This is a genomic window from Enterococcus mundtii, assembly GCF_003957375.1.
In the GTDB taxonomy this organism is placed as follows: Bacteria; Bacillota; Bacilli; order Lactobacillales; family Enterococcaceae; genus Enterococcus_B; species Enterococcus_B spodopteracolus.
In genome coordinates, this window is sequence record NZ_CP025473.1 from 196013 (window position 1) to 214443 (window position 18431).

An 18431-nucleotide genomic window follows, 5' to 3' on the forward strand; every position below is an offset into this window, starting at 1 on the left:
AAACGTGATACCATCTATTTGTTTCTCGTAAAGATTTTAAGTCTCAGTTTTTAAGTGAAGACGAGCTTAGGATAACGTTATTTTCCTAAACTCGTCTTTTTTCTATACCAGAGAAAGCAAGTGGTTTAATTATGGAAATCACTCTAAAAATGAATTAAAAAAATATGGGGATTTTCTATCGATATTTTTTCTGAATTTTGTTGACATTTAAAGGTCAAGGGCGTACTATAACATCTTGTTTACTATAAAAAATGACACCTGTAATTCGTAGGGGAAAAGGTGTGTAAAGGAGCATAGAAATTGGATTACTTAAAAAGGTTGTTAGTAGGGAAGCCGTTGAAGTCGGCGGAAAACGACGAGCATAAATTAACAAGGTTTGCTGCGTTAGCACTACTATCTTCCGATGCGTTGTCATCGATTGCGTACGGAACAGAACAAATCGTTGTGGTATTAGTGGCGTTGTCTGCTGCTGCGATCTGGTATTCATTGCCAATTGCTGCATTTGTTATTATTTTATTGATTTCATTAACTCTTTCTTATCGGCAGATCATTCACGCATATCCACACGGGGGTGGGGCTTACGTTGTTAGTAGTGAGAACCTCGGTAAAAATGCTGGACTGATTTCGGGCGGGTCTTTATTAATCGATTATATGCTGACTGTTGCGGTTTCCGTCTCAGCCGGTGCAGAGGCGATTACTTCTGCTATACCAGCTCTATATGGGCATCAAGTAGCGATTTCAGTGACTATCGTCCTCTTGTTGATGATGTTGAACTTACGTGGACTGAGAGAGTCAGCTTCGTTTTTACTATTCCCAGTCTATACATTTATTCTCGTCATCTCCTTATTGATTGTCGTTGGTTTGTTTAATATCGTGACTGGGGCAGTACCATTACAAGCAACAGCATTGCCTGGTGCAGTTGTTCCTGGGGTTTCTGTCGCATTGATCTTACGGGCTTTTTCTTCTGGTTCTTCTTCATTGACAGGTGTAGAGGCAATCAGTAATGCGGTCCCGTTCTTCAAAAAGCCACGGGCGAAAAATGCAGCGATGACCTTGACGATGATGGCATTGATTTTAGGGTTCTTTTTTGTAGGGATCACGTTTATCAACTATTGGTATGGAATCGTTCCTGAAAAAGAAGTAACTGTTCTTTCACAAATCGGACAAGCTGTTTTTGGACATGGGATCTTGTATTATATCTTGCAATTTGCGACAGCCTTGATTTTGGCAGTGGCAGCAAATACAGGGTTTTCTGCCTTTCCAGTATTAGCCTATAACTTAGCAAAAGATAAATTTATGCCTCATATGTACCAAGATCGTGGTGATCGTTTAGGGTACTCAAATGGGATCATCACGCTTGCATTAGGGTCGATTGTGCTATTGTTTATTTTCAATGGCTCTACTGAACGATTGATTCCATTGTATTCCATTGGTGTATTTATCCCATTTGCATTATCGCAAACAGGAATGGTCATCAAATGGAAAAAAGAAGGCAAAAAGTGGTGGACGAAATCAATTGCGAATATTACGGGTGCATTTATCTCTTATGCTATCATCGCAATTTTATTTGTTTACCGCTTAGGGGATATTTGGCCGTTCTTCATCATCATGCCAATCGTCATGTTCGTCTTCTATAAAATCCATGATCATTATAAAAAAGTAGCAGAACAACTTCGATTAGAAGACGAAGTAAACTTACATGAGTATGAAGGAAATACGGTTTTGGTACTTGTAGGGAACGTTACGCGGGTAAATACCGGAGCGTTGAATTATGCGCGTTCGATCGGTGATTATGTTGTTGCTATGCATGTTTCATTAGATGAGGATATCGAAAAGGAAAAAGAGATCCAAGCAGAATTTAAAAAGCATTTTCCAGATGTTCGTCTTTCAATCGTGCATTCTTCTTATCGGTCGATCCAAAATCCGATTTTGCGTTATGTGGACATAGTCAGCAAAAATGCTGCAAAACAAAATTATACGACGACCGTATTGATTCCACAATTTGTCCCAAATCGCAGATGGCAGAATATCTTGCATAATCAGACAAGTCTGAGATTGCGTTTACGCCTTTCTTGGCGTGAAAATATCGTCGTAAGTACGTATAGTTATCATTTGAAAAAATAAGCATATGATAGTGAGTAACAACTTTTAAAGGTCGGGACAGAAGTGTTCAGCCTCGAGAAATAAGGCGCCATCCACGAAAATTGTTTTCCAATTTTTTGTGGGTGGCGCCTTATTTCCGAAGAGATTACTTCTGTTCCTGCCGTTTATTCGGTTTTAGGTGATGGTAGAGAAATGATGTTCTACTCCCTTTTTTATAGTTATGTGAAATTGGGTTGGGTATTCAATTTTACGACAAATGTATTCACGTTGTATTTATAGTATGATGATAATAGTTAGAATGGTGGGCGAAGACTAGGAAACAAGGGGATGTGATTGTTTTAACTGTACCTACTAAATTTGGCATAGAAGAAAATGTTGAGTACATTGCTATTAAGGGAGAAGACAATACAATCACATTGATAAAAAAAAAAAATATTTTTGATGAAGCCTTTGAAAATGATGAAACAATTGATGTGAGTGCTGGATTTCCTAAGGATTCACTTGTGGGAAAGGAAATTATTTAATGGCATTTGATATTAATGGCTATACGCCTAAACAAGGAGATTTTGTGATTATTAATTTCAATCCCAGTAGAGGTAGAGAGATTAAAAAAGAAGGCCTGCAATTGTTGGCAGTGCGAACCATTTTAATGCAGTAACAGGAATGTGTGCGGTTTGTCCATTTACTGATACGAAATATAAAAAACATTTTGCATTAGATAGGAGGCATAAACTACAAGGATAGATCAATCACTTTCAAAGCAAAACATTTGATTTGATGGAAAAGCAGAGAAATATACGCTTTGTAGAGAAAGCCACTCTGGCTGAATTAGGTGAAGTGGCGCAAATCATTGATATGGGATTTGATTTTTCGTCATGATTGTCAGAGTAAGGAGCAACTCATTTATTTATAGTTTATATAGAACTGTACATACCAGAAGATTCAGTCAATGATTATTTATCAGAATTTTAAATAAAAAAACACCACCGAATCAAGAGTTTATCTCTTGAACTGGCGGTGTTTTCAACTATTTAAAAATAGAAATCCATTGGGTTCAATCTGAATTCTCGCTGTTCGTCATCTTGAATGCTTTGCCGCAGGGTCTAAACGGCGTTCGATGATTCCTAAGACCCAGTCGGTGATGATTGCCATGAAGGCTGTTGGTAAGGCTCCAGCTAAGATGATCGATGTACCATCTGTGGCATTGGTCCCACGAATGATGATATCTCCTAATCCGCCAGCTCCGACGAAGGCACCAATGGCGGTGATCCCGATAGCAACGACCAAAGCATTTCTAATGCCTGCCATAATGACTGACACAGACAGCGGTAGTTCCACCATAAAGAGACGTTGGCTGGTTGTCATTCCCATGCCTTTGCCGACATCAAGGATATTTTTATCGACTTGGATCATCCCAGTGTACGTGTTCTTGATGATCGGCAACAGCGAATACAAGAACACCGTGACGATCACGACATTGACCCCTAAACCTAAACCAATCATCAAAATCGAAATCATCGCTAAAGAAGGAATCGTTTGGATGATATTTGCAAAACGGATCACCCAATTGGCTAACTTACGTTTTCGTGAAATGAGAATACCAACGGGGATACCGACGATTGCTGCAAAAAGTACGCCATAGATCGAAATGAGAAAGTGACGTAGAAACTGTGAAAAGACATACGTACCATTCTCTTGAAAATAATAAATAAATTGTTCAAGCCAATTCATGTTTTCCATCATCGTCACTCCCCTCCAAAGTATTGGTTTTCTTTTAAAAAGCGTTCTGCGACGACAGAAGGCTCAACCAGATTATTGTCTGCTTCATAGTTTAATTGTTGCATTTTTTCTGTGCTGATCGTGTTGCTTAATTTTGTTAGTGCTTCTGCTAAACCTGGCGTATCTTTTAATAGTTGATTATCTACAACCGGTGCAGCGTCATAAGGTGGGAAAAAACTCAAGTCATCTTCTAGCATGACTAGATCATAACTAGCAATACGTCCGTCTGTCGAATAACCTAAAACGATATCCATTCTCCCAGCTTCTACAGCGTCATAGACTAGTCCAATCTGCATAGGCAAGATGGAATCAAATGAAAAGCCATATGTTTCTTTGAAGCCGTCATAGCCATCTCCTTTACGATTGATCCAGGAAGTATCCACACCAGCAACAAGTTCATCGGCGACATTTTTCAAGTCACTGACTTTTTTTAGATTGTATTTTTCCGCAGTATCTTTGCGGACAAGAAAAACGTAGGTGTTCTCGAAACCATAAGAAGGGAACCAGGTTTGATCATACCTTTTTTCAAATTCACGTTTTACGATATCAAATGCTTTTTCAGGATCTTTCTCAGGCGGTAAATTAAGGGTAGTAGTCAAATCTGTTCCTGTATAGCGAGCGGCAGAAATAGACGCGTCGCCGTTCATCATCGCTTGATGATTGATCGTCGTCGTTGCTAAGTTATTGATGATCGTTGTATTTTTTTCCGTATAGTGTTCAATCATCCCAGCAACGATACTGGCAATGATCTGAGCTTCAGAAGTGATTCCACCCGTGATAGAAATCGTATCTTCATCCGTATTACTTGCCAATCCTGGGAAGGAGCAACTTGCAAGTAATAAGACGGTCAATACGAGAACGACACTATTTCTGATTCGTTTCATTCGTCATTCTCCTCCCTCAATGCGATCGGAGTTAACCGATTCTCCAATAGTCCTAATAAGAAATCTGCAAGCAATGCTAAGATCGTTACAGGGATCGTTCCAGCGAAAATCAAATCGGGTTGATAATTATTCAAACCGCTAAAAATCAAATCGCCTAGCCCGCCTGCGCCGATATAAGAGGCAAGGGTTGCCCATGCAATCACATAGACTGCTGCTAAGCGGATACCTGCCATGATCGTCGGCATAGCGATCGGCAATTCGACAGAAAAAATCGATTGGCTATTTGTCATCCCCATGCCTTTTGCGACATCGCGGTAATTCCAATCCACATTTTTCATCCCAATATAGGTATTTCTTAAAATAGGTAAAAGGGAATAGATAAATAGGGCAATGATTGCAGGCAATTTACCGACACCGAATAAAGGAATCATAAGTGCTAATAGGGCAAGAGAAGGGACCGTTTGTAACGCACTGGACAGTCCAATGACAATCGTTGCGACTTTAGGAAAACGCGTCAAAAGAACGCCTAAAGGAACAGCAACGGCAATCCCGATGATCAATGCAATTGCTGAAATATAGAGATGTTCGAGACTTTTTGAGAGGATCTCAGCGCCATGTTGTTGAAAAAATTCGGCCATTGGTTAAACCTCCTTTGTTTCAGCTGGCGTACCAATTGCATCAGTAAGCGATGGTTCTTCGCCCCAGATCACGTCATAGACGATGTCGACAAGAGATGCTCGAGTTAAAATACCAACGACTTTGTTTTGTTCATCAACTACTGGCACATATTTTAAACCACGTTTTAAGATTCGTTGTAAGGTATCACGTAAATAAGCAGATTGTTTTACATAAAAAACATCCTTGTTCAAGATATCGCCAACACTCGAGACTTTTCCACGTTTCTTATCGATTGTTTCAACATCGATAAATCCTTTTAAGGTATTTGAATTATCAGTCACTAAAAGCGTATCGACGCGTTTTTCACGCATCAATTTGATGGCTTCTTGCAATGATTTCTCTGGCGTGATCGTGATGGCTTGGTTCAGCATGACTTCGCCTACTTTTGTGGTATCTGGTTTGGCTTGAAGTAAGCGATCTTCACCGATCAATTCTTCGACAAATTCATTGGCAGGGTGGCGTAAAATATTTTGTGGCGTATCAAATTGAATGACTTTACCTTCACTCATGATCGCGATACGACTGGATAATTTGATTGCTTCATCCATATCATGTGTCACGAAGACGATGGTTTTTCCTAGACGTTCTTGTAGATCCTTGACTAAATCTTGTAAGGAATCTCTTGTGATAGGGTCTAATGCTCCAAAAGGTTCATCCATCAAAATGATGTCTTGATTTGCCGCTAATGCGCGAACGACACCGATACGCTGCTGTTGACCACCAGATAATTCATGTGGGTAACGATCAAGCATTTCACGAGGAAGTTCCACCAGGTCGATCATTTTCTCTGCTGTTTTGTTTCGTTCTTCTTGGCTGACCTTTAATAATTTTTGGACAAGAGTGATATTTTCCCGAATCGTCATGTGAGGCATCAAACCGATACTTTGGATCACATAGCCGATTTGTCGTCGGAGTTCAACGGGGTTGATTTCTTGGATCGACTTTCCATCAATCAAAATCTGACCTTCTGTCGGATCCGTCATGCGGTTAAGCATCCGCATCGTAGTGGTTTTTCCGCTACCACTTGTACCGATAAAACAGATGAATTCGCCTTTTTCAAAAGAAATATTGACGTTCTCGACCGCGACTTTTCCGCCTTTATAAATTTTTGATACATTCTGAAATTCGATCATATTTGCACCTCTTCTTTTCTTTTCCATAAAGAATGTTCTTATAATAGTATGCCTAAAATAACTAAGGAATACAAATTTGATGATTTATTTACTATACTAATAACTAGACTAGTAGGCGTTTTTTGAGATTATAAATAAAATATAGCTGAAAAGATAACGTAACTAATCATAAATGAATGGAAGGATAAGATTTTTGCTTTTTGGCATTGTCAGCATAAAATGGTAAAATAAAAGGGCCAAAGAGAGAAAGTGAGTGACGATATGTTAACAACAGAAGATTTCGATTTTGAGTTACCCGAAGAACTGATTGCCCAAACACCATTAAAAGACCGGGATCATTCCCGATTGCTTGTAGTTGACCGTAAAACGGGTGAGATGATGGATAAACATTTCCATGAAATCATTGAGGAATTAAACCCTGGTGATGCGTTAGTGATGAATAATACACGCGTACTACCTGCGCGTTTATACGGTGAAAAAGTAGAGACGGGTGCCCATTTAGAAGTATTGCTTTTGACCAATACGGAAGGTGACACATGGGAAACACTGATTAAACCAGCCAAACGTGCCAAAGTAGGAACAAAAATCATTTTTGGTGACGGCCGTTTAAAAGCAGTTGTGAAAGAAGAGCTAGATCATGGTGGACGAATCATTGAATTTGCCTATGAGGGGATTTTCTTAGAGAATCTAGAAGCGCTTGGTGAAATGCCTTTACCTCCTTATATCAAAGAACGTTTAGAAGATCCAGATCGCTATCAAACTGTCTATGCAGAAGAGAATGGCTCAGCAGCTGCACCAACTGCTGGCTTACACTTCACGACAGAATTATTAGATGAAATCAAAGCAAAAGGCGTGGAGCTTGTGTATTTGACACTTCATGTTGGGCTAGGAACCTTCCGTCCAGTGAGTGTCGATAAAATCGAAGAGCACGAAATGCACAGTGAATTTTATCGTTTGACCGAAGAAGCTGCTGCTCGTTTGAATCAAGTTCGCCAAAACGGCGGAAAAATCGTAGCAGTAGGAACGACTTCGATCCGCACGTTAGAAACGATCGGTACGAAATTTGCTGGTGAGATCAAAGCAGATAGTGGTTGGACCGATATCTTTATTACGCCAGGGTATGATTTTAAGATAGTTGAAGCTTTTTCTACGAATTTCCACTTGCCGAAATCCACTTTAGTGATGCTAGTCAGTGCGTTTGCTGGTAGAGAATTAACATTATCAGCTTATCAGCATGCCATTGAGGAACGTTACCGTTTCTTCAGTTTTGGAGATGCGATGTTTGTAAAGTAACTTTTTAAGATAAAAAAGGCCCCGACTCTCGATTAGTCGGGGCTTTTGTGCTTCGGAAGGAAACAAATAAATAGAATTAGTGTAACTTTCCATAGAACATGCAAAGTACGGTGTTGAATTTCTTCTTGATAAACAAAAAATCTTGTTTTCTTTACATCTTCAACAGTTGAATCATCTCTTGTTCCTATTCAATTTTCAGATGTTCATGTTATTTAATTGTTACGTATCCCACTACTTCTTTTTTTGAACGATTTTCGTTTCAAACAGTCATACGCATTCACTATTTATAATGGTTACTTCACATGCTCGTTAAGGTGAAACTTGTACTTCTAACAACTTTATTTGCTTATACTACTCTATCGAGAAATTCTTCTATCTATTTGTCTTTTCCTCCTTCCTTATGGTTAAATCTTACCACATTTTGGTAACGTTTGCAATCAATATGTATTGATTATTTTAAAATATTTCTCTTCATATATATATGCGATATAGTTGAATTAATTAAAAAAATGATGTTATACTAAAATAGTGCGTTATACATAACGTATGATTTTTGAAGGAGGTATAGGATGGATAGTTACAAAAAAACAATAGAAGAAATAGCAGAAGAAACAAAAGTAGATATAGATCAAGGCTTGTCGATGACTGAAGCAAAAAAAAGAAGTCAACAACAAGGAAAAAATCAATTCGAAGAAGCCCCCAAAGAATCACTCTTCAAAAAATTTATACGAAGTCTTTCAGATTTCACCACGATTGTTTTGTTAGTTGCCGCAGTCATTTCATTTTACACCGCATTTGCAACTGAACATGGAGACCTTTTCGAAGGACTCTTGATCATTGCGATTGTTATCATCAATTCAGTTCTAGCGATTGTTCAAGAAGGAAATGCAGAAAAAGCATTAGAATCCCTACAAGATATGAATAAACAGACCGCTACGGTCCTCAGAGATGGTAAAGTAGAAAAAGTAGATGCTGAGAATCTAGTTGTCGGGGATGTGCTGGTATTAGAAGCAGGATCAGCAATTGCTGCAGATGCTCGCTTAGTTGAAACATCACAATTACGTGTAGAAGAATCAGCTCTAACCGGTGAAAGTGAGGCTGTCGAAAAAGACGCAGGTTACATAAGTCAAGAAGATGACTCTCTCGGTGACCAATTGAACATGGTCTTTAAAGGTTGTACCGTTGCTGCTGGTCGTGGGAAAGCGATCGTCACAGCGATTGGTATGCAGACCGAAATGGGAAAAATCGCCGGATTATTAAATGACCATACAATGCAGAAAACACCACTGCAAGTCCGTTTGAATCAATTAGGGAAGCGAATCAGTGTGATTGCATTAGCAGCTGCTGCCTTAGTCTTTTTGATTGGTGAACTTCAAGGGGAACCGTTACTTGAAATGTTCATGACTTCGATTTCCTTAGCTGTTGCCGCAGTACCAGAAACATTAACGGTTATCGTTACGTTGACACTTGCTTATGGTGTGCAGAAAATGGCGAAAAAACATGCGATTATTCGTCAGCTGCCAGCTGTTGAAACGCTCGGTACTGCGAATGTCATCTGTTCGGATAAAACCGGTACACTGACACAAAACCGGATGCGCGTCCGTCGTGTGTGGAGTAAAGAAGATGAAGTAACAGATGTCGAAGATTCAATGACAAATAGTGCTATGGAAATTTTAAAAATGGCTGCATTATGTACAGATGTGACGGTTGAAAAAGAGGACGATGAATTGATCGTCAAAGGTAATCCAACGGAAGCAGCAATTGTACGTGCAGTTGAGGAAAACTATCATACAAAAGAAGAATTAGAAGAAAAATACCCAAGGGTTGACGAACTTCCATTCGACTCTGATCGAAAAATGATGACGACTGTCCATAAAATGGGTGATAAGTATATCTCTATCACAAAAGGCGCATTTGATGTTTTAGCACCAAAATTTACGTCTGGAGATGTTGAACAAGCAGAAGTGGTCAACGATCGTTTTGGGAAACGTGCCTTGCGTGTAATTGCAGTAGGTTATCGAACGTATGACGAAAAACCACAAGAAATCACTTCAGAAGCTTTAGAAAAAGATCTGCGTTTGATTGGCTTGATTGGTATGATCGATCCGCCACGTCCTGAAAGTAAAGGTGCAATCAAGCGTGCGAAAAAAGCTGGTATCAAAACAGTGATGATCACTGGGGACCATGTCGTCACTGCCAGTGCGATTGCCAAAGAATTGGGAATTTTGACCAATAGTAACGAAGCTCTTTCAGGTGCGGAACTCCGTGCGTTATCTGATGAAGAATTAGATGATCGAGTAAAAGATTTATCCGTTTATGCTCGCGTAACCCCAGAAGATAAAATCCGAATCGTCAAATCATGGCAACGAACAGGTGCCGTGGTCGCAATGACAGGTGATGGTGTGAACGATGCGCCAGCATTGAAAGCGAGTGACGTTGGATGTGCGATGGGGATCACCGGTACAGATGTGGCGCAAAGTGCCGCTGACATGATTTTGACCGATGATAATTTCGCTACGATCGTAGATGCAGTTAGCCAAGGACGTTCCGTTTATCAAAATATTCGAAAAGCAATTAACTTCTTATTGAGCTGTAATATCTCTGAGATTTTTATCGTATTGATTGCGATGTTAGTTGGTTGGGGGGCACCATTTACAGCCGTTCAACTGTTGTTCGTAAACGTTGTCGCTGATGGACTACCTGGATTTGCTTTAGGAAGAGAACCAGCAGAGGAAGGGATCATGAATGAAGCGCCAATTCCTAAAAATGAAGGGATTTTCGCTCGTGGTCTAATGAAGAAAATTGCCATCAATGCAGGGATATTTACGGTAGTTACTTTATTTGGTTATTACTTAGGAAGCTTCGTCGATACGATCAGCCCATGGGTTGATGCTAGTCAAGAAGTTGGCCAAACCGTCGCATTCCTAGTATTGGCTTACTCTTCGATCATCCATGTCTTTAATGTTCGTAGCAGTCAATCGATTTTCAAAGTGAACTTAGCAACGAATAAATCGTTAGTGGAAATGGCGATCCTTTCCCTTCTTATCACGTCAGCAGTCGCTTTATTACCATTCACGCAAGAATTATTTGGGTTAGTTCATATTAGTTTGAATCATTGGTTCTTAGTAGGAATCTTGTCGCTCATACCGATTGGGGTCAATGAATTGATCAAGTTCCACCAATTGCCAGATGAGGAAGAGACAGTAGAAGAACCAGAATCTGAAATGTAAAAAAATAAACACCAAAAAAGGATTGGAGATTTTCCAATCCTTTTTATTATGGTGAAAAAGCTGATTAAACTTGTTTTGGTAATTGTTCGTAAAAAGCAGCTTTAGTTGCAGTGATGTATGGATTCAACCATAGATAACCGATACCGACTGTGGCAATTGCTAAGATGTGCCATCCGATAAACGATAAGTCTAACCAGAATAATTTTCCTTTGTAGCCATCCATCAATTTACGGCTTGCAGTGATCGTATCAAGGATTTTTGGTTTTTCACCTGTTTCTGTTACGACATCATAGTAGATGAAATAACTTTGAGAATAGGCATACCCTTTGATGATCCCAGGAATGACTAAAAGCAATGCCCATAACGTAGTGAAAATTGTTGTCACTAGTGCTAACAATAGAACGCCACCGAAGAATACGCCTGAAAAACCTCGGAAAGCATCTTTGAATGGTTCGATCGTTGTTCGTTTCCCACGGATAATGTCTAAATAGGTCCAAGAAATCCCACTCATGAATAATGCACTGATGATCGTAGAAACGATCCCTCCACCTGAACTACTGCTACTTGAGCCATTCACCATTTCTTGTATTGAACTACTGTCTTGCATCGATGCAATCAGTAAAGCGGTAGGCAAAGCTAAAATAAGAATAATAGCAATTGTGATCAATGTTGGAATCAGATTCAACAAAATTGCTTGCCCCCAGCGCCCCTTTAAGCTATCCTTTGCTTGTTTTTTTAGTTCCCCAGAAGATACCATACACTCCACTCCTTTTTTTGATACCCTTAGTATATCAAAGAAGGGCCGAATTAGCTCAGGGATTACTCTTTCATTATTGAAAGGTTCGCAAAAAAAGCAGGTTAAAAAGAACTATAAAAAAAGAGAAGCTCTTGCAAAAAGTAGTTGAAAAGATTATGATGGTGGGAGTTGCAAACGCGATTCTATAAAAGAAAGTAGGGAATTGAATGACAGAACCTGCCATTCGTTATCGTTTAATAAAAAAAGAAAAACATACAGGCGCCCGCCTTGGTGAATTGATTACTCCCCATGGAACTTTTCCAACGCCGATGTTTATGCCTGTGGGTACACTAGCTACCGTTAAAACTATGTCGCCTGAAGAACTAAAAGAAATGGGTGCAGGCGTGATTTTGAGTAATACCTATCATTTATGGCTTCGTCCTGGAGAAGATTTGGTCGAAGAAGCAGGTGGCTTGCATAAATTTATGAATTGGGACCAGCCAATCTTGACTGATTCTGGTGGTTTCCAAGTCTTCTCATTAAGTGATATGCGTAACATCGTTGAAGAAGGTGTGCATTTCAAAAACCATTTGAACGGCTCAAAAATGTTCTTGTCTCCTGAAAAAGCCATCAACATCCAAAATAAATTAGGTTCTGATATCATGATGAGTTTTGATGAATGTCCTCCATTTGATGAGAGCTATGATTATGTGAAAAAATCAGTTGAACGAACTTCTCGTTGGGCAGAACGTGGATTGAAAGCTCATGCGAATCCAGATCGTCAAGGATTATTTGGTATCATCCAAGGAGCTGGTTTTGAAGATTTACGTAAACAAAGTGCGAAAGACTTAATCAGTATGGATTTCCCTGGGTATTCCATCGGAGGTTTATCTGTCGGTGAACCAAAAGCTGAGATGAACCGTGTCTTAGAATTTACGACGCCATTGATCCCAGATCATAAGCCACGTTATTTGATGGGGGTAGGAGCTGCGGATTCATTGATTGATGGCGTGATTCGTGGAGTCGATATGTTCGACTGTGTTCTACCAACCCGAATCGCTCGTAACGGAACATGTATGACATCGCAAGGACGATTAGTCGTAAAAAATGCGCAATATGCCCGGGACTTCCGTCCAATCGATGAAAAATGTGATTGCTATACTTGTAAAAATTATACGAGAGCATATATTCGTCACTTGATCAAATGTGATGAAACATTTGGCATCCGTTTAACGTCTTATCACAATCTATACTTCTTATTAAACTTGATGAAACAAGTTCGACAAGCGATTATGGATGATAACTTATTAGAGTTTCGTGCAGCCTTTTTCGAAGAGTATGGGTTCAATAAAGAAAACGCAAAAAGTTTCTAGCAGGATTTGTGAAATTTAGTTAAAAAACTAGTTTCTAGCGCCTTTTTCTGCTAAAGTGTTTAGTGTAGATATTTAGTTAGTGAGGTGAAAAAAATGGGTTCATTACCAATGTTAGTGATGTTCGTTGCCCTATTAGGGATGTGGTTCTTTATGTCACGTACACAAAAGAAACAACAACAAGAACGTCAAAACTTGCTTGATAGTATGAAAGCTGGCGATGAAGTAGTCACGATCGGTGGACTTCATGGCGTAGTCTCAGAAATCGACGAGACAAATCGTACAGTTGTTTTAGACTGCGAAGGGATCTTTTTAGAATACGATCGAGCAGCCATCAAAACGGTAAAACCAGGTACAGGCGCGATGACAAGCACACCAATCGCACCAGTAGAAGAACCGACAGAACCAGAAGTAATTGAAACTGTTGAAGTTCCAGAAACACCTGAAGAGAAAAAAGAAGAAAAAGAATTATAGACACCGGTTGTTTGCCACGCGTTGGCTAAATGTATACGGAGTTCGATCATTCTTTATCAAAAAGACTGTTGTCATTCCTATCTCGTATAGAGATAAGAAGGCGATCAGTCTTTTTTTGTGACTTTGCTAAATAAATCACATCTGCCATTATGGAGCGGTTACTCGATAATCTCTCTTGTGGAACGCTCTGTTTCTAAAGAAAAATATAACTGTGAAAAAAATCACAAAAAAAGTATTTACATCGAAAAAAAAGTGTTGTATGATGTGTATGTGAAATAATTAACAAATAACCATGACTCAGTAGGAGGAACATAATGGCTAAAATAATGGAAAAAGAAGAGACAAAAACTGTTGATGTACAAGCGATGATCGACGATTTAGCGACAAAAGCAAATGTTGCGTTGAAAGAAATGGAAAGTTTTGATCAAGAAAAAGTAGATCACATTGTGCATGAAATGGCAATGGCTGCATTAGATCAGCACATGCCTCTAGCAAAAATGGCTGTCGAAGAAACTGGCCGTGGAATCTATGAAGATAAAGCAATCAAAAATATGTATGCTTCAGAATATATTTGGAACAGTATCAAATATGACAAAACTGTCGGAGTAATCAATGAAGACACTCAAAAAGGATTGATTGAGATTGCTGAACCAGTCGGCGTCGTTTGTGGCGTAACACCAACAACAAACCCAACTTCAACAACGATCTTTAAATCAATGATCGCTTTGAAAACCAGAAACCCAATCGTTTTTGCTTTCCATCCAAGCGCTCAAAAATGTTCCGCTGAGGCAGCAAGAGTCGTTCGTGATGCAGCCATCGCAGCAGGTGCGCCAGAAAACTGTATCCAATGGATCGAGCATCCATCGATCGATGCGACTTCAATGTTGATGAACCACCCAGGAATTGCAATCGTATTAGCAACTGGTGGCGCAGGCATGGTAAAATCCGCTTATTCAACTGGTAAACCAGCTTTAGGTGTTGGACCGGGTAACGTTCCTGCATATATCGAAAAAACAGCAAAAGTAAAACGTGCAGTGAATGACTTGATCGTATCAAAAACATTCGATAACGGCATGATTTGTGCTTCTGAGCAAGCAGTTATCGTAGATAAAGAAATCTATGCAGCCGTAAAAGCAGAATTCCAAGCGCACCAAGTGTACTTCGTCAAACCAGCAGAGCTTTCAAAATTAGAAGATGCTGTCATGAATGAAGGTAAATACGCTGTAAATCCTGCAATCGTGGGACATTCAGCAATGGATATTGCAAAATTAGCAGGGATCAATGTACCAGAAGGAACCAAATTATTAGTGGCAGAATTAGAAGGCGTAGGGCCTGATTATCCACTTTCACGTGAGAAACTTTCACCGGTTTTAGCAATGGTCAAATCAAACAGTACAGAACATGCTTTCGAATTATGTGAAGGAATGTTGAACCTTGGTGGATTAGGGCATACAGCTGTCATCCATTCAGAAAACGAAGAGTTGCATGTTCAATTTGGACTACGCATGAAAGCTTGCCGTATCTTAGTCAACACACCATCAGCAGAAGGCGGAATCGGAAATATCTACAACGAAATGATTCCATCATTGACACTAGGTTGTGGTTCATACGGAAAGAATTCTGTTTCAAGAAACGTATCAGCAGTCAACTTAATCAACGTCAAAACTGTAGCGAAACGGAGAAATAACATGCAATGGTTCAAATTACCACCAAAAATCTTCTTTGAAAAGAATTCTTTGCTTTACTTGGAAAAAATGGAAAACGTTGAACGTGTCATGATCGTTTGTGACCCAGGTATGGTTCAATTCGGCTACTGTGACACTGTAAGAGAAGTATTAGCACGTCGTAAAAATGATGTGAAAATCGAGATCTTTTCAGATGTTGAACCAAACCCTTCAACAAACACAGTTTACGCTGGTACAAAAATGATGGCGGACTTCAAACCAGATACAGTGATCGCTCTTGGTGGTGGATCAGCAATGGATGCGGCGAAAGGCATGTGGATGTTCTATGAGCACCCAGATACTTCATTCTTTGGCGCAAAACAAAAATTCTTAGATATCCGTAAACGTACGTATAAGATCGACAAACCTGAAAAAACACAGTTTGTATGTATCCCAACAACATCAGGAACTGGTTCAGAAGTGACACCATTCGCAGTAATCACAGATAGCGAAACACATGTGAAATATCCATTAGCTGACTACGCATTGACACCAGATGTGGCAATCGTTGATCCACAATTTGTGATGTCAGTTCCCGCTTCTGTTACAGCGGATACAGGTATGGACGTCTTGACACATGCTATCGAATCTTATGTCTCTGTTATGGCCTCTGATTACACTCGTGGGTTGAGTTTACAAGCCATCAAATTAGTCTTTGACTACTTGGAAAAATCAGTGAAAACACCAGATATGGAATCACGCGAAAAAATGCATAATGCGTCAACAATGGCTGGTATGGCCTTTGCAAATGCCTTCTTAGGAATTTGTCACTCAGTTGCGCATAAAATCGGTGGAGAATACGGTATCCCTCATGGACGTACAAATGCGATCCTATTGCCGCATATCATCCGCTATAATGCGAAAGATCCACAAAAACATGCGATGTTCCCTAAATATGACTACTTCCGTGCAGATACAGACTACGCGGATATCGCGAAGTTCTTAGGTTTGAAAGGGAAAACAACAGCAGAGCTTGTAGAAGCATTAGCAACAGCTGTTAGCGACTTAGGAAAATCTGTAGGCATCGACATGAGCTTGAGAGCGCAAGGCGTGACGCAAGAAACATTAGACACAACAGTTGATCGCATGGCTGAATTAGCGTATGAAGATCAATGTACAACAGCCAATCCAAAAGAACCATTGATCAGTGAATTGAAACAAATCATTATCGACGCATATAATGCGTAAGTCATAACTAAAAGTTGTCCCAACAACGAATCAAGCATGAGAGAAGCTTCTCACTTGGTTCGTTGTTTTTTCTTTTTAAGATAATGTCTATCAAGCGATACACCAGAAGAATTTCCGGAAATAATTTTTGTAGAATCGCTCAACATGTTGTTAGAAGAGAAAAATGTCGTAGCTTTTTTTTCTAATATCTAAAAAAGAAGTATTAGATAACTCGAATAATAGGTATTTTGATGAATATGCTATGCTACTATTTTTCTATAAAAAAGGAGATGAGATCTTGAAGAAATATATTGTTACTTTGTTGATTGTATGTGTCGTTTCTCTTGGATTATCCTTTCTTTTGGAACGAGAAATCTTACGGAACATTGGCATCGGCTTACTTTTGACCGGTATTGCGCTTTCCGGAACAGCAGTTTCAGGGGATCGAATGCGAGTGAATCAGGAAAATAGTGAGTTGGGTTTTCGTAAGAACTACTTTTTGTTTCCATTAATTGCTTGTTTGCCATTTTTTATGGTGTATACATTTTTATGAACTGTGGATTTTGAAACCATGACGAGTGGTAAACGTCATGGTTTTTCTTTTGATAGGGCTATTTTTTACAGGAACCCCATAAATAATCTCGTTATGTCAATTTTAGATAGTTTTTGTTCAAATGATGCTATTTTTTGAGAAAGCGTTTACTGATATATTAACAGCATAGAATGAGAGCGTTTAAAAAGGAGAGGGAAAATTGATTATTAAAGAGGAACTATTTGTACAGAAAGAAGTTGTGGAAGAAACAATCGATCGATTAGTGGAGAATTTGACGACGATCAACGATGATTCAGGGGAATTTTTATTGGATTTTGAGGGGTTAAAGGTGGATGACAAAAGTTGGTCTATTTGGAATTGGCCACAAGGTATAGGTCTATACGGTATCTACAAAAATTATCAGTTGACTAAAAATCCTCGTGCGGCGGAAGTGGTGAAAGAATGGTTTGAAGAAAGGATGCAAGAAGGTGCACCGCCGAAGAACGTCAATACGATGGCACCAATCCTCACGATGGCGTATTTATATGAGGAGACGCAAGATTCACGCTACTTGCCTTACTTGAAGCAATGGGCGGAATGGGTCATAAATGATATGCCGCGGACAGAGGAAGACGGATTACAGCACGCGACATATGGACCAGAAAATAAGAATCAATTGTGGGATGACACCTTGATGATGACTGTACTACCATTAGCCAAAATCGGCAAGCTCCTAAATCGTCCAGAATACCTAGAAGAAGCCAGATACCAATTTATGATCCATATCAAATATTTGCTGGATAAACGTACAGGCCTTTGGTACCATGGATGGACCTTTGAAGGGAATCATAATTATGCGGAAGCATTTTGGGGGCGTGGAAATTGTTGGCTGACGATTGCGATTCCTGAAATCATCGCGATTCTGGAACTGAAAGAAGGTGATGCTTTCCGTAAATTGTTGATCGAAACGTTAGAAGCACAAGTGCAAACCTTAGCAGAATATCAATCAGAAAGCGGTTTATGGCATACCTTGATTGATGATCCAACTTCTTACTTAGAGTCATCTGCTACAGCAGGTTTTGCTTACGGTATTTTAAAAGCAGTGCATGAGCGCTATTTACCAAAGAAATATTTAGAAACCGCCTATCGTGCGATCCAAGGGTTGCTTGAGCAAGTAGATGAAACTGGCGAAGTTCAAAATGTTTCGGTAGGTACGGGGATGGGCGATGATTTAGAGTTTTACCGTACGATTGGCAAGACAGCGATGCCTTATGGCCAATCGTTACTTGTATTATGTCTGACAGAATTACTTGTGTCATATTGTTAAT

At 39.5% G+C, this 18431-nt stretch carries 14 protein-coding genes and 1 pseudogene; 10 read left to right on the forward strand and 5 right to left on the reverse strand.

Features of this window, described 5'->3' with window-relative positions:
* The first annotated feature begins 300 nt into the window (after window positions 1-300).
* The 3 genes and pseudogenes from CYK55_RS01300 to CYK55_RS13985 all read left to right on the forward strand — a co-directional run bounded on the left by CYK55_RS01300 (window position 301) and on the right by CYK55_RS13985 (window position 2761).
* Complete coding sequence (locus CYK55_RS01300; protein ID WP_010736602.1) at window positions 301-2124, forward strand: APC family permease; 1824 nt, start codon at window positions 301-303, stop codon at window positions 2122-2124.
* A 284-nt stretch (window positions 2125-2408) separates the two neighbouring features.
* A pseudogene (gene mazE / locus CYK55_RS01305) lies at window positions 2409-2627 on the forward strand (type II toxin-antitoxin system PemI/MazE family antitoxin); the annotation flags it as partial.
* Window positions 2627-2761, forward strand: a complete 135-nt coding sequence (locus CYK55_RS13985) for a hypothetical protein (protein WP_318036064.1) — start codon at window positions 2627-2629, stop codon at window positions 2759-2761. The pseudogene mazE and the gene CYK55_RS13985, both read left to right, overlap by 1 nt.
* Window positions 2762-3180: 419 nt before the next feature.
* On the opposite strand, the gene CYK55_RS01315 is transcribed toward CYK55_RS13985, so the two are convergent.
* From CYK55_RS01315 to CYK55_RS01330, 4 genes are read right to left on the reverse strand one after another with little or no spacing between them, the layout of a single operon-like run.
* The gene (locus CYK55_RS01315; RefSeq protein ID WP_034689246.1) at window positions 3181-3843 is read right to left on the reverse strand and encodes an ABC transporter permease; all 663 of its coding nucleotides are present in this window, start codon (window positions 3841-3843) and stop codon (window positions 3181-3183) included.
* Window positions 3844-3848: 5 nt separating this feature from the next.
* Window positions 3849-4766 carry an osmoprotectant ABC transporter substrate-binding protein gene (locus CYK55_RS01320; RefSeq protein WP_034689204.1) on the reverse strand — a complete coding sequence of 306 codons (918 nt, stop codon included), beginning with the start codon at window positions 4764-4766 and terminating at the stop codon, window positions 3849-3851.
* Complete coding sequence (locus CYK55_RS01325; RefSeq protein WP_034689203.1) at window positions 4763-5404, reverse strand: ABC transporter permease; 642 nt, start codon at window positions 5402-5404, stop codon at window positions 4763-4765. Before CYK55_RS01325 ends, CYK55_RS01320 begins: the two co-directional genes overlap by 4 nt.
* A gap of 3 nt (window positions 5405-5407) precedes the next feature.
* A complete protein-coding gene (locus CYK55_RS01330; protein ID WP_034689202.1) occupies window positions 5408-6577 on the reverse strand; it encodes a betaine/proline/choline family ABC transporter ATP-binding protein in 1170 nt (389 codons plus the stop codon).
* A 261-nt stretch (window positions 6578-6838) separates the two neighbouring features.
* On the opposite strand from CYK55_RS01330, the gene queA reads away from it, so the two are divergent.
* The gene (gene queA, locus CYK55_RS01335) at window positions 6839-7870 is read left to right on the forward strand and encodes a tRNA preQ1(34) S-adenosylmethionine ribosyltransferase-isomerase QueA (RefSeq protein ID WP_034689201.1); all 1032 of its coding nucleotides are present in this window, start codon (window positions 6839-6841) and stop codon (window positions 7868-7870) included.
* Between the two features lie 569 nt (window positions 7871-8439).
* Window positions 8440-11100, forward strand: a complete 2661-nt coding sequence (locus tag CYK55_RS01340; protein ID WP_034689200.1) for a calcium-translocating P-type ATPase, PMCA-type — start codon at window positions 8440-8442, stop codon at window positions 11098-11100.
* Between the two features lie 64 nt (window positions 11101-11164).
* Here the strand turns inward: CYK55_RS01340 and CYK55_RS01345 are convergent, their stop codons facing one another.
* Window positions 11165-11857 (reverse strand): DUF975 family protein, encoded by a 693-nt coding sequence (locus CYK55_RS01345; protein ID WP_023518956.1) that lies wholly within the window; start codon window positions 11855-11857, stop codon window positions 11165-11167.
* 206 nt (window positions 11858-12063) lie between these two features.
* Between CYK55_RS01345 and tgt the strand changes: the two genes are divergently transcribed.
* From tgt to CYK55_RS01370, 5 genes are all read left to right on the forward strand, one after another.
* Window positions 12064-13209: a tRNA guanosine(34) transglycosylase Tgt gene (gene tgt / locus CYK55_RS01350; RefSeq protein WP_010736591.1), complete on the forward strand. Its 1146-nt coding sequence runs from the start codon at window positions 12064-12066 to the stop codon at window positions 13207-13209.
* 93 nt (window positions 13210-13302) lie between these two features.
* Window positions 13303-13680 (forward strand): preprotein translocase subunit YajC, encoded by a 378-nt coding sequence (gene yajC / locus CYK55_RS01355; protein WP_010736590.1) that lies wholly within the window; start codon window positions 13303-13305, stop codon window positions 13678-13680.
* Between the two features lie 314 nt (window positions 13681-13994).
* The gene (adhE, locus tag CYK55_RS01360; protein ID WP_019722420.1) at window positions 13995-16592 is read left to right on the forward strand and encodes a bifunctional acetaldehyde-CoA/alcohol dehydrogenase; all 2598 of its coding nucleotides are present in this window, start codon (window positions 13995-13997) and stop codon (window positions 16590-16592) included.
* Between the two features lie 277 nt (window positions 16593-16869).
* Entirely contained in the window at window positions 16870-17124 is a 255-nt protein-coding gene (locus CYK55_RS01365; protein WP_034689198.1) for a hypothetical protein, read from the forward strand.
* Window positions 17125-17323: 199 nt separating this feature from the next.
* Complete coding sequence (locus CYK55_RS01370; protein ID WP_126133821.1) at window positions 17324-18430, forward strand: glycoside hydrolase family 88/105 protein; 1107 nt, start codon at window positions 17324-17326, stop codon at window positions 18428-18430.
* Window position 18431 lies beyond the last annotated feature (1 nt).